At 39.2% G+C, this 16,615-nt stretch carries 15 protein-coding genes; 11 read left to right on the top strand and 4 right to left on the bottom strand.

All coding sequences use genetic code 11. The annotated features are described in order from the left end of the window. Position 1: 1 nt before the first annotated feature. Positions 2-721, bottom strand: a complete 720-nt coding sequence (locus I585_RS04515; RefSeq protein WP_010739855.1) for an HAD family hydrolase — start codon at positions 719-721, stop codon at positions 2-4. 780 nt (positions 722-1,501) lie between these two features. Here I585_RS04515 and spxA point away from each other — a divergent pair. After that, positions 1,502-1,900, top strand: coding sequence for a transcriptional regulator SpxA (spxA, locus tag I585_RS04510; protein ID WP_010739854.1), 399 nt, complete (start codon positions 1,502-1,504; stop codon positions 1,898-1,900). A 54-nt stretch (positions 1,901-1,954) separates the two neighbouring features. Here the strand turns inward: spxA and I585_RS04505 are convergent, their stop codons facing one another. Beyond that, entirely contained in the window at positions 1,955-2,557 is a 603-nt protein-coding gene (locus tag I585_RS04505) for an HAD family hydrolase (RefSeq protein ID WP_010739853.1), read from the bottom strand. Between the two features lie 353 nt (positions 2,558-2,910). Between I585_RS04505 and I585_RS04500 the strand changes: the two genes are divergently transcribed. The 6 genes from I585_RS04500 (at position 2,911) to I585_RS04475 (ending at position 10,994) form a co-directional block, all read left to right on the top strand. Continuing rightward, positions 2,911-3,555: an adaptor protein MecA gene (locus I585_RS04500; protein WP_010739852.1), complete on the top strand. Its 645-nt coding sequence runs from the start codon at positions 2,911-2,913 to the stop codon at positions 3,553-3,555. A gap of 98 nt (positions 3,556-3,653) precedes the next feature. Continuing rightward, entirely contained in the window at positions 3,654-4,652 is a 999-nt protein-coding gene (locus tag I585_RS04495; protein WP_010739851.1) for a competence protein CoiA, read from the top strand. A gap of 166 nt (positions 4,653-4,818) precedes the next feature. Continuing rightward, complete coding sequence (gene pepF, locus I585_RS04490) at positions 4,819-6,636, top strand: oligoendopeptidase F (protein WP_010739850.1); 1,818 nt, start codon at positions 4,819-4,821, stop codon at positions 6,634-6,636. Between the two features lie 229 nt (positions 6,637-6,865). After that, positions 6,866-8,185: an IS1380 family transposase gene (locus tag I585_RS04485; protein ID WP_010739320.1), complete on the top strand. Its 1,320-nt coding sequence runs from the start codon at positions 6,866-6,868 to the stop codon at positions 8,183-8,185. 453 nt (positions 8,186-8,638) lie between these two features. Next, complete coding sequence (locus tag I585_RS04480; RefSeq protein ID WP_010739848.1) at positions 8,639-9,817, top strand: class C sortase; 1,179 nt, start codon at positions 8,639-8,641, stop codon at positions 9,815-9,817. 1 nt (position 9,818) lies between these two features. Then, positions 9,819-10,994 carry a class C sortase gene (locus tag I585_RS04475; RefSeq protein ID WP_010739847.1) on the top strand — a complete coding sequence of 392 codons (1,176 nt, stop codon included), beginning with the start codon at positions 9,819-9,821 and terminating at the stop codon, positions 10,992-10,994. Between the two features lie 34 nt (positions 10,995-11,028). Here I585_RS04475 and I585_RS04470 read toward each other — a convergent pair whose 3' ends face one another. Next, positions 11,029-11,676: a DsbA family protein gene (locus I585_RS04470; RefSeq protein ID WP_010739846.1), complete on the bottom strand. Its 648-nt coding sequence runs from the start codon at positions 11,674-11,676 to the stop codon at positions 11,029-11,031. Continuing rightward, positions 11,673-12,281, bottom strand: coding sequence for a CYTH domain-containing protein (locus I585_RS04465; protein ID WP_010739845.1), 609 nt, complete (start codon positions 12,279-12,281; stop codon positions 11,673-11,675). The genes I585_RS04470 and I585_RS04465 overlap by 4 nt, the downstream gene beginning before the upstream one ends. Before the next feature lie 205 nt (positions 12,282-12,486). Between I585_RS04465 and yjbM the strand changes: the two genes are divergently transcribed. The 4 genes from yjbM to mgtE all read left to right on the top strand — a co-directional run bounded on the left by yjbM (position 12,487) and on the right by mgtE (position 16,614). Beyond that, entirely contained in the window at positions 12,487-13,152 is a 666-nt protein-coding gene (gene yjbM, locus I585_RS04460) for a GTP diphosphokinase (protein ID WP_010739844.1), read from the top strand. Further along, positions 13,124-13,927, top strand: coding sequence for an NAD kinase (locus I585_RS04455; protein WP_010739843.1), 804 nt, complete (start codon positions 13,124-13,126; stop codon positions 13,925-13,927). Before yjbM ends, I585_RS04455 begins: the two co-directional genes overlap by 29 nt. A gap of 4 nt (positions 13,928-13,931) precedes the next feature. Further along, the gene (locus tag I585_RS04450) at positions 13,932-14,825 is read left to right on the top strand and encodes an RluA family pseudouridine synthase (protein WP_010739842.1); all 894 of its coding nucleotides are present in this window, start codon (positions 13,932-13,934) and stop codon (positions 14,823-14,825) included. 418 nt (positions 14,826-15,243) lie between these two features. Beyond that, a complete protein-coding gene (gene mgtE, locus I585_RS04445; protein WP_010739841.1) occupies positions 15,244-16,614 on the top strand; it encodes a magnesium transporter in 1,371 nt (456 codons plus the stop codon). Position 16,615 lies beyond the last annotated feature (1 nt).

The raw sequence follows: 16,615 nt of genomic DNA, 5'->3' as shown, positions 1-16,615 counted from the left end.
CTTAGCGTTGCAAACTTTTTTTGTTCATCAGAGCGTTATTCAGATCTTTAAAACTCGTACATTCTTTTTCGAAAATTGCTTGTTGGCCCTTTGGGATTTTTCGACCTTGGTGATTGAACCACCAGACGGACCAACCGGCCGCTTTCGCACCAATGACATCATTATCAAAGCTGTCTCCGATATATAAAAGCGACTCCGCAGACAAGTTTAATTGCTTTTCCATCAGATGAAAAATTTCCGGATCGGGCTTTTGAATTTGAACACCATCAGAGATCAAGGTATTTTCTGAATCAATCCAGCGCGTCAGCTGCAAGGCGTTAAGCTTGTCATTTTGACGATCCACTGGTCCATTAGTGATAATTCCAAGTGGAGTTTTCTGTTGTGTCAAGAAGTCCAGCGAAGCGACTATTTCTGAAGGCAGAGAGATTAACTGTAATGCCTGATCGTAGGCAGCTTGAAATTTTTCTAAATTAGAATCTGCCGAAACGAAATCAAAATCCGCCAACGCAAGTCGAATTCGTTCGTAACGCATCTTTTCTAACGACCACTCCCCAGTGATCGATTTCATATAATGTAAATCACTATAATGACGAAAACGAATAAATAAAGCATTCATCTTTTCTGTTGGAAAAGCTGGAAAAATGGTATGCACGGCCTCTGCAAAGGGAGCTTGCTGCTCGTATAAGGTATCGTCGAGATCAAATACTATTCCTTGGATCATTGGATCACTCCTTAGTTTTGAATGATCTCATTATATCAAAAAACAGTTGTTTTTATTTATCCTAAGCAAAAAAATAGATATTTCAGATAATTCTTGTTATGTTATCACTGCGGTAAAATATTGAAAAAAACATTGATCGCAATCAATCAAAAATATTCTCGAAGAAAAAAATAATGATTGGAACGATGAATGAGCGCGGAAATTTAGGCTTCACCTTTTTTTGAAAAGTCTATAAAAATTTTGATATTTTTTGAATTTTTGAAAGCTGTATCTATTCTAACAGAGTTTTTGTTAGGAAAAATTTGATACAGAGAAAAGGTTAAGAGCGTAGCATAAAATAACTATAAAATAATAACCGCTGTATTTTAAAGAATAAACTATTTTAAAATAATTCTAAAAAAGACTTGTAATATACAGTATTATAAATTTTTTTGTGGGTTTGTAAAACTTGGTTTCAAGTTTTTTGTAAGATAAAAAAATATTTTTTTTGAAATTAATCGAACGATTTATAAAAAAATTCATTTGTTTTAATACAGTTTTCGAACCTGTTATACTACTGTTGCAAATGAGAGGTACGCCACTATTTTCTCATCTTGACAAATTGAAAGTGCCGTGACTGCTTCTATCGCGTCGGTTTAGATTAAATAACGCTAATATTTGTAAAAAAAAAGCGATCCACCTCTTTTTTTTGTTACCTTTTTTTTGTATAATAGAAACAGATAGCAGGAAGTGAGTTTTACCTGTTACAAAATTTGAGAGTCAAGAAAAGGAGTGATATGTATGTTAACGCTATATACTTCCCCTAGTTGTACATCATGTCGGAAAGCACGTGCTTGGCTACAGGAACATGAGATTCCTTATGTTGAACGAAATATCTTTTCTGAGCCATTGAACATCGATGAGTTGAAGGCCATTTTACAAATGACTGAGGATGGGACCGAAGAAATTATTTCGACTCGTTCAAAAGTTTTCCAAAAGTTGAACATGGATTTAGATGAATTGTCATTGAAAGAATTGCTAGATTTGGTCAAGGAAAATCCTGGATTGTTGCGTCGTCCGATTATGATCGACGAGAAACGTTTACAAGTTGGATTTAACGAAGATGAAATTCGCCGTTTCTTACCTCGTGACGTTCGCCAATACGAATTACGTCAAGCCCAATTAATGGCTGGATTATAGAATAAGTGCCTCGCGGATGCGAGGCATTTTTTGTATAGAAATGAATTTAGCTTGTTACAAGCCAAATCGAGTCAGCTCTTCTTTTAAGGACGAAAAGTTCTTTTTGAAATGAAAGCCATTCATGCCGGTTTCTTCTGCTGCTAAGATATTAGCGGCCATATCATCAATAAAGTAGCATTCAGCGGGATTCAAGCGAAAATGGCTGTAGAAAGTTTGAAAAATCTCGTGTTCTGGCTTAGATAATTTCCAATCCGAAGAAATAAAGATACCGTCAAAAGAATTGTGATTAGGGACCTTTTCTTCATAAAGATAGTAATCCTGCGGCGCATTGGAAAGCAGATAAACACCAAAGCCCTTTTCTTTCAACTGCAACGGAAGATCCTTCATCTGCGGCAACGGGTGCAGGCCGTTATACCAAGTAGCTAACAGCTCTTCAGCGATTGCATGCAATTCTTCCGGCAATCGTGTTTTTACTGATGACAATAGCTCCTGCTTTGTCATCGTTCCCTTATCAAAACGCAGCCAGTCCACCGAACCAAAAATTTCTGACATCAGCAGCTTTTGCTGTTTTTCATCTGCGGTTTTTTCACGAACAAAGCGCAAGGGATCAAAATCGACTAAAACGTTTCCTAAATCAAACACAATATTTTTGATCATCTAAAAACCTCCTTAGGGAAAGTATACGCCAGCCTGTTGATTAAACAAAAGGGATAAGTGTTTAATTTTTTATTTATTCAATTACAGAGAGCAGTAATCTGTACACAGATAGGGTAACTTATAGGCAGAAGAATTACTTTGGGAATCGGTGGTTTAGATATTTCAAAATAGATCATAGAAATTTGAAGTTAAAGATATTCTGACGGAGTGTGTGCAGTCTAGTTTCTAGGATAGAAGAGCAGGCTTTTTCTTTTGTTTATAGGAATTTAATAAAATTCGCCGGCTTTCTTTACTTTTAACCGGAATCAGTTACAATGAACATATAATCTATCTTTAAAGTGAGGTGTGCCAAGATGGAGATGGAACACATCAATGAGAATACGATCCGAGTGATTATCGAGAATGAAGATTTAGCCGAACGAGGGATTACCTTTTTGGATCTGCTGGGAAATCATCGCGAAATCGAATCTTTCTTCTATAGTATTTTAGAGGAAGTCGACATTGAAGATGAATTCAAGAGCAGTGAGGCGGTTACTTTCCAAGTTCTTCCGAAAAATGACGGATTGGAACTATTTATTAGTAAAAATCTGACACCTGAAGATATCAACAAAATGAATAATTCAACAGAGTTTGAATCAAATGATTTTGATCAATTGATTCGTCAACAAATTCTAGCTAATTCTGAAGGCCTTGAAGAAGATGAAAAAACTAGTCGTTTACGAGTTTTTCAATTGAATAGCTTTGAGGACATGATTGAATTAGCAAGCTATCACTTTTTAGATGAAGCTTGGTGTGATTTATATCTATTGGATGAGACGTATTATTTACAGGTCTATTTTGATCCTAATATTTTCGGTGAGTTCGGGTTAACTGATGTTATTGCTGAAATATTGGAGTATGTTCAAAATTCTGCTGTCTCTACAGAAATGTTGGAAGAGTATGGGAAATTACTGATGCATCGTGATGCAATCGAAATTACGCGTGCTCATTTTAATTAAGTAGTTCAAAGACCATCGTTCGATCGAACGATGGTCTTTTTTGTCATTCTTACATAAAAATTGAAGCGCCTGCGTATCTTTCTTTTGAGGTGAGGAAAATGTTGTTTGCTTACACAGAGGAAAAAGAAATGATTGGGGCTTCAGAAATTAATGATAAACGGACTTGTTATTGTCCGGATTGTGGAGAGCGTTTGATTCGAAAAGCTGGAAAAGTAAAGATTCCCCACTTTGCTCATAATCAGAATGCAGAGTGTCATGGGCTTAGTGAGGGTGAAACACCGGAGCATTTGCGGTTGAAGCAACTTTTTTATACTTGGGGAAATCGTTTTGAAGAAGGGTGGCGGATGGAAGAACCGTTAATGGATTTATCGCAGCGACCCGATTTACTACATGAACGGTTAGCAGTAGAAATTCAGTGTTCACCATTGAAAAGTATCCGCTTAGAAGAGCGAATCACTGGTTATCAGCAAAAAGAATATCAAGACTGGTGGCTGCTGGGAAAAATGCTGTGGCCCAATGGGAAATTCACTCAACTGCAAAGACAATTTTGTTCATTCGATAAGGATCGAGGGGTACATCTATGGTTGCTGGAAAAAAATCAAATTCGCCTGCTGTACCATATCCACGAAGTAGATCAACTAATTTATTGTGAGGAATGCTGGCCCAGCTTCTCGCAACCACTAAGAGAGATTTTTCATTCGCCGGTTTCTAAGCATCCGCCGCACCTTTTTCCTACTATAGAAGGTGTGATTAAATGTAAGGAGACTTTGAGTCTAAAATTGGTTCAAAGTAATCCTAAGATTCGCGCGTTGCAGCAGTATTTTTATCTAGAGCGGAGGCATCTGCTGTATTTGCCGAATTGGATGTATTTTCCAAGCCGCTATTTCTTCTTTTATCAGGAAGATCTTTTAGTGTTTCGCTATCTATTTCAAAAGGAAGCAAAAAATGCTTCGCAGATTTTTCAAAAATTCCTAAAGTACCGCGAGGAAAATCAAAAGGAATGGTCCTTTTATCGTATTGATCAGCGTGAAATATTGGAGCGGCTGTATCTTGAAGCAATTTTTTGTCAAAGAAAGGCTAAAGTTTCATCCGCCTAACAGCTTTTGAAAATACTTTTTTCTAAATTGTGGTAAGATTGAGGATGATTAATAAATCGAATACCACTTATTTTCCGCATTTTAGGCTGAGCAGGTAAAGATGTACGTTGAGAATCCTGTTTTTCCTAAAGAAAAAGTATCTTAGAAACGAGTTAGGAGTGTTTTTATGAGTGAAGCAAAACAATTGCCAAAACGTCAGGAAGTACCTGTCGAGTTAACTTGGGACTTAACCAAAATTTTTGCAGATGACGCGGCTTTTGAAGCGAAATTCCAAGCCTTATCGAATGAATTAACGGAAGTGGATAAGATCAAAGGAAGTTTGAATCAAGGCGCAGCAGAATTTTTAGCAGCGATTGAATATGTTTTAGACATTTATCGCAAAGCGGAAGTCATTTACGTCTACGCCCATTTAAAAAATGATGAAGATACCGCGAATACAACGAATCAAGCGCTTTATGCACGGGCATCTAGTTTGATTGCACAAGTCAGCGAAGCAGTCAGCTGGTTTGAACCGGAAATGTTGCAGCTTTCTGATCAAGAAATCTGGGCATTTTTCGAAGCTGAACCAAAACTTGATTTGTATCGTCATTTTGTTGAGCAGATTATTTCAGAAAGAGCCCATGTTTTGCCGGCGGAACAAGAAGCTTTGCTGGCAGGAGCTAGTGAGATTTTTGGTAGTTCGGCGGATACATTCTCAGTAATGAACAATGCTGATTTGAAATTCCCGGTAGTAAAAAATGAAGCGGGTGAGGATGTTCAATTAACACATGGTGTCTATGGTCAACTATTAGAGAGTACCGATCGAAATGTTCGTGAAAAAGCGTTTAAAGCTTTGTATTCTGTTTACCATCAATTCCGTAATACTTTCGCTTCAACGTTGAGTACCCATATTAAGGCCCATAATTACAAGGCAAAAGTGCGCGGCTATACTTCAGCACGTGCGGCTGCATTAAGCGGAAATCATATTCCCGAAGACGTGTATGAAACATTGACGTTAGTAGTCAACCAATACTTGCCGCTGCTGCATCGATATGTAGAATTGCGGAAGGAGTTACTAGGCTTAAACGAGCTGCATATGTATGATCTGTACACACCGCTTTTAGCGGAAGCGCCAATCAAGTTCACTTACGAAGAAGCCCAGGCAAAAGCGCTTGAAGCGTTGAAACCATTAGGTGAAGAATATTTGGAAGTCGTAAAACAAGCCTTTGCTGAGCGTTGGATTGATGTTGTCGAGAATCAAGGAAAACGCAGCGGAGCTTATTCCTCTGGAGCCTATGATACACAGCCATATATTTTATTAAATTGGCATGATCGTTTGGACGAGCTTTATACGTTGGTGCACGAGATGGGGCACAGTGTTCACAGTTACTTTACTCGTCATACACAGCCATATGTTTATGGGGATTACTCGATCTTCTTAGCGGAGATTGCCTCGACGACGAACGAAAATCTTTTGACCAGCTATTTATTAGAAACGGAAAAAGATCCTAAAATTCGTGCGTACATCATTAACCATTTTCTGGATGGTTTTAAAGGAACTATTTTCCGTCAAACGCAATTTGCCGAGTTTGAACACTTTATTCATACGGAAGATGCAGCAGGCAATCCGCTAACCAGCGAATACCTAAGCAAGTTCTATGGTGAATTAAATACGAAATATTATGGACCGATCGTTGTAAATGATGAAGAGATCAAAGATGAATGGTCAAGAATTCCACATTTCTACTATAATTATTACGTGTATCAATATGCGACAGGCTTTTCGGCTGCGAGCGCATTAGCGAAACGGATCGTAGAAGGTGAGCCGGAAGCATTGGAAAAATATTTGGCTTACTTGAAATCCGGCAGCAGCGATTATCCGATCGAAGTAATGAAGAAAGCTGGAGTTGATATGACACGGCCGACTTATATTGAAGATGCCATGGAAATATTTGCTCAACGATTAGACGAATTGGAACAATTGGTCGAAGAACTGAAGGATTAGTAAATGATGAAGCAGGAGCCTAAGACTCCTGCTTTTTTTACGGCAATTTTTAAACAATTTGAAGAAATATAGTTTATCCTGAATAATTCATAGAATTTCTGAAACTCTATTAAAAGCTTATTAACGCACGGTTCTTCTTTTCTTTTACCGCACCCTTTGGGTGTACAAAAAGAACCCCAATCTGCTATGGTTAAAGTGTCTAAACTAAACCAAGAAAGGGGTTCTCTCAATGGCTACATTACAGGAAAAACACGTAAAATTCAACTCTAAAATGGTGGTGTCAAACACCGGTGGTAATCTTTCGTCAGATGCCGGTCTCATCTTGGTGAAGGAATTCATGAATTCGCTTGGATTTTATTCGTTCGCGAAGCAATTCCTCCACTTCAATGAGGACCGTATTTATTGGACTCATGACAACATCTCCCTGCTCGAACAGCTGCTCTTCCAGTTGATTGCCGGATATTCCGCAGATTCATCCGCCAATCTCTTGAAGGAAGATCCCATTTTTCGGTTGGTTTTGGATAAGGAAGCCATCGCCTCCCAGGCCTCGCTATCCCGCTTCTGGGACCGGATCAGCGAGGAGAACATTGCACAGTTCCAGGAACTGAACCAAGCTATGCTGGACAAGGTCCGCATGGAACGGAACAATACCCAAATGATCATCGATTTAGATTCCACACATTCGGATACGTTCGGGAATCAAGAAAAGACTGAGCACAATGCCCATTACGGCACACAGGGCTATCATCCGTTGGTAGCCTTCGATGGCCTTACGGGAGACTTTCTGAAAGCAGAACTTCGTTCTGGAAATGTGTATACGTCAAAAGGTGTAAAAGATTTTCTGGCACCGATGCTCACACATTACCGTCAAGTCCTTCCCTGCACTGATATTTTGGTCCGGGGAGACAGCGGCTTTGCGACGCCCGAGGTCTATGATACGTGTGAATCCAACGAAAGTTTCTATGTCATCCGCCTGAAATCAAATAAAGTCGTGGAAAAACTAGCGGAAACCTTTGTCCTGGTTGGGGACGACCATCCCTGGGAGGAAAGGGAAGTCCACTACTATTCCGCGTTCTATCAAGCCAATAGCTGGTCCCAAAAACGTCGAATCTGTATCAAATCGACTCGGGAATCGAATCAGCTGGTGTTCAGTCACGAGTACGTGGTCACTAATTTTCACGAGGAACTATCCGCGAAAACCATCTTCCAGATTTACCATAAACGCGGCACCATGGAGAACTTCATCAAGGAAGCAAAAAATGGGTTCTATTTCGACAAGACGGATAGCTCAAGCTTCTTGGAAAATCATGCACGGATGATGGTAAGCCTGTTGGCTTACAACCTGGTCAACTTCATGAAGACCATATGTCTACCTGAAAAGGAAGCGACATTCCAAGTCGACACATTGCGGCTCCGCCTGTTCAAGGTCGCGGGTAAATTAGTCCGCAGTGGCCGTAGATTGCTTTTACGGATGAGCTCCTCCCATGTCTATCAAGACTTGTTTTATCAGTTACTGGACAAAATCCAGCAACTCAGTTGGCAAGTGTAAAATAGCAATCAGCTTTTAAAAAGACATGGAATCACTAAGGGATTCGTGCGCCCAAAAACAGCTCCAGATTCCCTATCTTCGTTAAAAAAACAAAAGGAAATCTGTTTTCGCAAGTACAAACCGGTTGAAAAAAGAAAATTCAACTCAAATCGATGTATAAACGTTATTTTCCCAAAAAAATTAGATCTATGAATTATTCAGGTTTATGAATGATTATAAAAGGATAGAAAATATTTATTTTTGTTAAAGATTGATGTTCAGGACCATTTTCAAAGAAGCAGAGCAGGGAGAAAAAGCGATCCCTAAGAATTGTATGCAATGCTTGGTTTTATGCGGAAAAGTCGAAGTAACTAAAGGCTTTATATTCAAATAGTTGAAAGAATTTTTACAATTGGAGTTTCTCTTTTGAGAATTATTATGCGAAAATTAGCATAGGTAGAGGGGTGATTCACAATGAGTAAACCGAATAAAAGAGACAAAATTGACTTATTTTTAAAGCTGTCAATTGCGATCATGTTTATTGCAGGTTTTCTGATTTTTATGTATCCCTTCGTTGTGGATTCGATCAACAATTATGTGGATCAGCAACGCCTTGAAGAAGTTCAAGAGAAGATGGAAGCTCGCTCAGAGGTCGATAAGAAAAAGCGCCTCGAAAAGCTTGAAAAAGAAAATAAGAAATTAAAGACAATTATTCCGGGTGCCGGAAGCTTTGATGATCCTTTTGAAACCTCTTTACGTGGAACAAAAAGTCCTAAAAAAGAATATTATGAAAAACATATGATTGGAGCAGTCTTTATACCTAAAATAAAAGTAAGTCTTCCAGTTTATGACAAGACGGATGATTTTTTATTAGACAAAGGTGCCACGGTACTGCAGGGAACTTCCTTCCCAGTGGGTGGTAAAGGGACACATTCCGTCATCACGGGGCATACAGGATTGCCGGAAAAGAAATTATTTACGGACTTAGAACTATTAAAGAAGAAAGACAAATTTTTCTTACATATTGAGGGAAAAAAATTGGCTTATCAGGTGGATCGAATCAAAAAAGTGAAGCCTGATAATTTTGATTCGCTCAAAATTGAACTGAATCGTGACCTAGTGACCTTACTGACCTGTACACCATATGGAGTGAATAGTCATCGTTTGCTTGTGACTGGACATCGAGTGGCCTATCCGGTTGAAGCCGCGAAGAAAATTAAGGAGACCGAAAAGTATCATCGTCGCCGGGTCTTCTATTTAGCCGCGGGCTGCTTATTCTTCGCAGTTATTTTTGGCTACTTTGTCTGGCGCAAGATTATTCTTTATCAATCGAAGAAACGCGATTACAACTTTGTGTTCTACCTGTATGAGAATGGCGAACCGTATCCAGGTGTTCGTGCACTTCTTACACAAAAAGGAGATGTTGTTCGAGTTGACGGTAAGCTTGTCCATACCGTCAGTGATGCATACGGGAAGATAGAGTTTCCGCAGATTCCTGGCGGTGTCTATCGAGTAGAAACTGAGAATGGGTTAAGTGTAAAAGGGAAAATCTGGCGATTGAAGGATCAGAAATTTAAGATTCTTAAACGCAGAGGGTATAAAAATATTAAACAAAAGATCAAGCATTTTATTATTGAAAGCAAGGTGAACTAGCGTGAAAAAGTCACCTAAGAATAGTGCCAAAAGACAAATGATCAGCAAAATTTTCATGATCCTTGTTTTCTTAACGGGAATACTAGTCATGACGTATCCATTTTATATCAACGCGGTCAACGATTTCATTGATCAAAAACGGATGGAAGAGGTTCAGCTGCAAAATAAAGAACAAAATAAGGAACAGGTTCGTAAAGCTAAAGAACGAATGAAGAAACGAAATGAAGAGCTGAAGAAAAATGGATTGGTTCCTAAAGCTCCTCAATTCACTAACAGCAATGAACGCAAAATCGTCAGTGATGAATACATCCGTAAGCATTTGATTGGGGCTATTAGTGTTCCAACTATCGAGATCACCTTGCCTTTATTCGATACAACGAATGAAAAACTGCTACAAGAAGGAGCGACAGTGCTGCAAGGAACATCATATCCAACAGGCGGGATCGATACACACTCAGTTATTTCTGCTCATAGCGGCTTGCCTGAGAAAAAACTTTTTACGGATTTGGAAGAAGTGAAAAAGGGTGAGATTTTTGTGATCACTCTATTTGAAGAAAAATTGGCCTATGAAGTAGATAAAATTGAAGTAGTGGAACCATCGGACACGTCCGTTATCGACATTGAACCTGGGCGTGATATCGTCACCTTACTGACTTGTACGCCTTATATGATTAATAGTCATCGCCTATTGGTGACAGGCCATCGTGTTCCTTACACAGAGAAAATGGCTAAGGCAATCAAACAGGCCGATGATTCGCGGAAACTAAAAGAAATTTTGATCTTAGTAGGGGTTGGACTTTCTATCCTGATTTTACTCTTTGGTATTTATCGAGCGATCCATGCGTATCTTCTGCGGAAACGGCGATTCAATTTGACTATTGTCCGCACGGATCAGGCAGGTAATTTACTGGCTGGAAAAGAATTTGCGATGTACACGAAAAATGGAAAACGTCCCGTTCAAAGAAAAGGTATCCCGTTTATGACGGTGACGGATGAAGCAGGACGTGCTCGTTTTGAAAATATTCCTGGCGGTGTTTATTGTATCAAAGACAATGAGGGTAACGGATTTAAAGTCGGAATCAAAAAATTGCGCCAAGAAAAAGTAAATCTCTATTTAACGAAGCAGCAGAAGGGGCATATCTTTACTAAAGACAATGCCATTCAAATCAAAAAATAAAAATGTCATTGCCAAAACGGCAATGACATTTTTTTTAGATAAGTGATAAATGATTGTCAGGTGCTGACTGTCTGATTGGTGCGTTTTTACTTTGTGCTTCTAAAAATGCAATTAATGATTCCTTAGTATTATATGTATCTAAAATATGATGGATTGTGTCACAGCCTTCGATACGGACTCCCGCGTCGCAATCTCCGCAATAATTATAAATGACAGCTGAAGGGTGGGAAGTGATCTCCATCTCATGAGCGATCTGCTGATCTGTTAAAAAAGCTTCTTGGACAAAATCAGAATGCCGATCCTCTAAAAACATTTCTAAGTCGCCGCCAACTTTAGTAAACAGTTGAATGGCCAATTTTTTTGAATAAGGTTGTTTTTGCTCACCGATTGTTTTTTGTAATTCGACTAAAAAGTCGCGTCCGCGTTTTTTTCCTTGAAGATGCGCAGCTTTGACATCCAAAGCTGCAGAATGAATCTCTTGTGATAATTCAGTCCGCAATTGAAGATCCTTATCAGAAGCGCCAATGCGCTGCATAAATTCAGAGATTGTTTTTAAATTCATGATGGGAATCAAACGTAATTGAATTTTCATGTCGTATTCATTGATCAAATCAATGATTCGTCGTTCAATGGATAAACACTTTTTCCCAATCGGATTAACAAACAAATAAATTTCAATCACTGGAGTCCCTCCATCTCTTTGTCCTGTTCGCGCTGTGCGGTTACGGCTCGAACAATTTTATTTTGTGTTTTTCGAAAAGGTAAATCAAATTTTTTTAGCAGTTTTTCAAAATCAGCTTCGGCATATTCAGGATCAAGAACTTCTAGTTCAAACTCAAAGTCATGCTGATCACTGTACCAGCTTTCATCTAACGCAAGTTTTCCTTCAGGAATCGTGAACTCAGCACGTTTTGTGATTAATTTCCCAATTAGGAGCAGATGGGAGAACGAAATATTCAGACTTTGTAATCGCGCTAAGATTTCCGTGGCTTCAGAGGTGAACTGGTTCTTTTGTAAAGCCTGATCTACCTCGGTAAGTGTAAGTTTGTCAGTAACTTCTAGAAGCCCAACCGGTTGCGGAACTTTTAAGGTGGCCTCTGCTGTATCAGCAAAACGCCGAATCCTCAAGCCCATACCTTGTTGTTTTAATTGGAAATCAGCCGTATCAAAGTAAAGATTCGTCTGTATTACAAATTGATCATCCGTAATATTGTAGTAACGTAACAGTTTTTCGTATTCAATTTGGGACAACATACTCTTGAATTCGATTTCAATTTCTTCACTCACTATTATTTTACCTCTGATTCTAGAAAATTCCTAATATAAGACATCCTCACATAGAATAACCTAGCTAGTCAAACGATTAGAACGAATTCCATGAAAATGTTAGTATTTTGTAATATTTGTTAAGAGACAAAAATGTGATAATTTTTTCTAGCGAGGGTTTATGATAAGATAAGTAAGGAATGGAAAAAGAAGCGGAGGACTTGTGATGGAGAGAGACTGGGATACATTTCTTGCTCCTTATGAATTGGCAGTAGCTGAATTAAAAATAAAGCTACGCGGCTTACGAAAACAGTATCGTACCAGTGGAGGGCATGTACCAATCGAATTTGTAACTGGGCGTGTCAAGCCGTTAGAGAGCATCTTGAATAAGGCGGAACTGCGGGGAATCTCATTGGATCGTTTAGAAGATGAGATGTCTGATATGGCCGGAATGCGCATCATGTGCCAGTTTGTAGAAGATATTCCGTTAGTTGTAGAAATTTTACGGAGACGTAATGATATGAAGATTATTCAAGAGCGGGATTATATTACGAATCGAAAAGCCAGCGGGTATCGTTCCTATCATTTGGTGATTGAATATCCAGTGCAAATGTTAGAAGGAGAGAAAAAACTTCTAGCTGAAATTCAAATTAGAACGTTATCGATGAATTTTTGGGCAACCATCGAGCATTCAATGAATTATAAATATAAGGGTCAAATTCCGGAAGATATACAGAGACGATTGTTCCGTGCAGCCGAAGCAGCGTATCAATTAGACGAAGAAATGTCTAGTATTCGTGATGAGATTCAAGAAGCGCAACATTTATTCAATCGTAAGGAACAAAAGAAGGAAGTGGGAAAACATGGGACTACGGATCGGAATCATCCATAATAAAGAAGAAAAATCGATTCGAGTGTTACAACGTTTGCGTGTTTTATTAGCAGATAAGGATGATTTGGAGATTGTAGAGCACGATCCTGAACTAGTCATAACGATTGGCGGCGATGGAACGCTTTTATCTGCTTTTCACCGATATAGTCACCGTTTGGATGAGGTTCGTTTTTTGGGAGTTCATACGGGACACCTGGGTTTTTATACCGACTGGCGTGACTATGAATTACCCGAGCTGGTCAAAAGTTTGAGTAATGAGCCTGGGAAAAGCGTCAGCTATCCTCTTCTAGATGTTGTTTTAACTACAACAGATGGAGAGCCAAAGCACTTTTTAGCTTTAAATGAGTCCACGATCCGCAAAGGGAGCCGGACAATGGTGGCAGATGTTTTCATTAAGGAAGAGTTATTTGAGCGTTTCAGAGGAGACGGATTGGCGATTTCAACTCCTACCGGTTCGACCGCTTATAATAAAAGTGTCGGCGGGGCGGTAGTTCACCCCAGCATCAACGCGATGCAGCTATCTGAAATTGCTTCGCTGAACAATCGAGTTTTCAGAACGTTAGGTTCACCAAGTATTATCGGTTCTCATGAGTGGATCGATGTACGGCTAAAAAGCAACGAGCAGCATCTGATTACGATTGATCAGCTGGATATCAATCGCAAAGGTATCACATCGATAAAATATAAAATTGCCGATGAGCGGATTCATTTTGCTTCTTATCGACACATGCATTTTTGGCATCGCGTAAAGGATGCCTTTATTCGAGAGGATTAAGCTAGTGGAATTTAAATGGACTTATAAAGAACCCTTCAGTTCTTTAGTGCGAACTTTTTTAAAGCGTCAAGGAATCTCAAAAAAATTACTGGCTAAAATTAAGTTTCAGGGTGGAAAAATTTTAGTGAATGAGACTGAACAAAACGTCTTGTTTTCTTTAAAAGCCCATGATATTGTAACTGTTGTGATTCCGGACGAGGAGCCGCATGAAACTTTGTTAGCAGATGATGTTCCGATTGAAATTGTCTTTGAGGACGAACATTTATTGATCGTTAACAAACCAGCAGGGATCGCGTCAATCCCGGCCCAATATCACCCTCGAGGAACAATGGCAAATAGAGTCAAAGCCTACTATGTTAACAAAGAGTATGCCAATCAGGTCGTTCATGTCGTTACACGTTTGGATCGAGATACCTCAGGACTAATGTTGTTTGCGAAGCATGGATTTGCCCATGCGAAGCTAGATCAAGGGTTACAGCAAAATCAATTTGTTAAAAAATATCAGGCCTTAGTTTCAGGTGAAGTTGAATCATTGCAAGATCACGGAAACATTTCTTTGCCGATTGGGCGAGATTTGTCTTCTTTAGTAAAACGCCAAGTAATTGAAACCGGACAAAAAGCGGAGACCGAGTACTGGTTAAAAAAACGAAATCAAGCATGTGCTTTAGTTGATATTCAATTACATACTGGCCGTACCCATCAAATTCGAGTGCATCTTTCTGCGATCGGTTGTCCGTTGTTAGGAGACGATCTTTATGAAGGCGCGATGGATTTAGGAATTGAGCGGCAAGCACTGCACTGCTACTCCTTATCATTTCCTCACCCCTTCAGAGAGGAACGCATGTCCTTTGAATTGCCATTAGCAAACGACATGGCGAAAATAGCAGAACTTATTTAGAAAAAAGTAACCGAAGAATCAAGCAGAATGATATCCGAGCTGAAGATTAGACTAAATTTTCTATTAGAAAATTTAATACATAAACTATGAGGTAGGTTGTCAGTTCTGCTATTCCCAGTTGTTCAATTGAGCTTAAGTATTTAATGGATTTTTATAGAGAAAAACAAATAATGAGTAAAGCAGAATGATATCCGTGCTGAAGATCAGACTAAATTTTCTATTAGAAAATTTATTACATAAACTATGAGGTAGGTTGTCAGTTCTGCTATTCCCAGTTGTTCAATTGAATTTAAGTATTTAATGGATTTTTATAGAGAAAAACAAATAATGAGTAAAGCCGAATGATATCCGTGCTGAAGATCAGACTAAATTTTCTATTAGAAAATTTAATACATAAACTATGAGGTAGGTGAGATTGATGGATGAAAACCAAGAAGAGCTAGAAATACATTTCCAACAATTACGGGAGGAACTGGATCAGAATGATCTGCAGGCATTTCGTGATGATTTCTTGGATATGCATTTTTATGATCAGGGGCAATTTTATCAATCTTTGAATGAAGAAAAACGCCAACTCATGTATTCTTATTTATCACCAAAGGAATTGGCTGATATGTTTGACGTTATTGAAGAAGACGATGAACATGTCAATGAATATCTGAGCGAGATGCGCCCGCAGTATGCCGCCGACATGTTGTCTGAAATGTATACCGATAACGCGGTCGATTTACTGAATGAGCTAGATAAGAAGCCTGTGGCAAAGTATTTGAGCTTAATGGACTCGGAACATGCCAATGAAATTCGTGAGCTGCTTCATTATGAAGATGATACTGCCGGCTCTTTGATGACGACGGAATATGTTTCAATCGTGGCGAATCAAACAGTTCGCTCGGCGATGTATGTGCTAAAAAAAGAAGCTCAAATTGCCGAAACAATCTATTATACTTATGTAGTGAATGATGACAATCAATTAGTTGGCGTTATTTCGTTGCGTGATTTGATTATTAATGAGGACGACACGATGGTCTCTGATGTCATGAGCGAACGGACGATTTCTGTTCATGTTGGTGATGATCAGGAAGATGTGGCGCAAACATTTCGTGATTATGATTTCCTCGCTTTGCCGGTAACTGATTACGAGGATCATTTGTTGGGGATTGTGACGGTCGATGATATCATTGATGTAATCGATGACGAAGCGGCGAGTGACTACTCTGGTTTGGCAGGGGTCAATGTTGAGGAAGTTGATGAGAACCCCGTCAAGGCGGCTTCGAGACGACTGCCTTGGCTGATTACTTTATTATTTCTTGGTATGACAACCGCAACCTTGATCAATCATTATGAAGCGTTGGTTAGTAAAGCAAGTATCTTAGCTGTTTTCATCTCATTGATCACAGGGACTGCTGGAAATGCGGGAACCCAGTCGTTAGCGGTCGCTGTGCGACGTTTAGCGATTTCGGATGACAACGAAAAGAATTTTGGAAAGCTAGTGGTCGGTGAGATTTTGACCGGTTTAGTGACGGGCTTAGTAACAGGGATAACGATTTTTATTATCGTTGGTTTTTGGAAACATAATTTTATTTTGGGATTTGTGATCGGAACTGCAATGATGGCGGCCATTACCGTGGCAACGTTAGCGGGCAGTTGGATTCCGATGATTATGGAACGGTTGGGGTTTGACCCGGCTGTTGCCAGCGGGCCATTTATTACCACCTTGAGTGATTTGACCAGTGTGTTGATTTATTTCAATATTGCGAGTCTATTTATGGAACGATTTATCGGTCATTGAT

This window comes from Enterococcus malodoratus ATCC 43197, from assembly GCF_000407185.1.
In the GTDB taxonomy this organism is placed as follows: Bacteria; Bacillota; Bacilli; order Lactobacillales; family Enterococcaceae; genus Enterococcus_A; species Enterococcus_A malodoratus.
Note: the sequence above shows the minus strand (reverse complement) of the source record. Positions and strands in the feature narration are given on the sequence as shown.

Bases quoted from the DNA above. Each gene is read 5' to 3' on its own strand.
- I585_RS04515 (WP_010739855.1), bottom strand. From the start codon at position 721: ATGATCCAAGGAATAGTATTTGATCTCGACGATACCTTATACGAGCAG.
- spxA (WP_010739854.1), top strand. From the start codon at position 1,502: ATGTTAACGCTATATACTTCCCCTAGTTGTACATCATGTCGGAAAGCA.
- I585_RS04505 (WP_010739853.1), bottom strand. From the start codon at position 2,557: ATGATCAAAAATATTGTGTTTGATTTAGGAAACGTTTTAGTCGATTTT.
- I585_RS04500 (WP_010739852.1), top strand. From the start codon at position 2,911: ATGGAGATGGAACACATCAATGAGAATACGATCCGAGTGATTATCGAG.
- I585_RS04495 (WP_010739851.1), top strand. From the start codon at position 3,654: ATGTTGTTTGCTTACACAGAGGAAAAAGAAATGATTGGGGCTTCAGAA.
- pepF (WP_010739850.1), top strand. From the start codon at position 4,819: ATGAGTGAAGCAAAACAATTGCCAAAACGTCAGGAAGTACCTGTCGAG.
- I585_RS04485 (WP_010739320.1), top strand. From the start codon at position 6,866: ATGGCTACATTACAGGAAAAACACGTAAAATTCAACTCTAAAATGGTG.
- I585_RS04480 (WP_010739848.1), top strand. From the start codon at position 8,639: ATGAGTAAACCGAATAAAAGAGACAAAATTGACTTATTTTTAAAGCTG.
- yjbM (WP_010739844.1), top strand. From the start codon at position 12,487: ATGGAGAGAGACTGGGATACATTTCTTGCTCCTTATGAATTGGCAGTA.
- I585_RS04455 (WP_010739843.1), top strand. From the start codon at position 13,124: ATGGGACTACGGATCGGAATCATCCATAATAAAGAAGAAAAATCGATT.
- mgtE (WP_010739841.1), top strand. From the start codon at position 15,244: ATGGATGAAAACCAAGAAGAGCTAGAAATACATTTCCAACAATTACGG.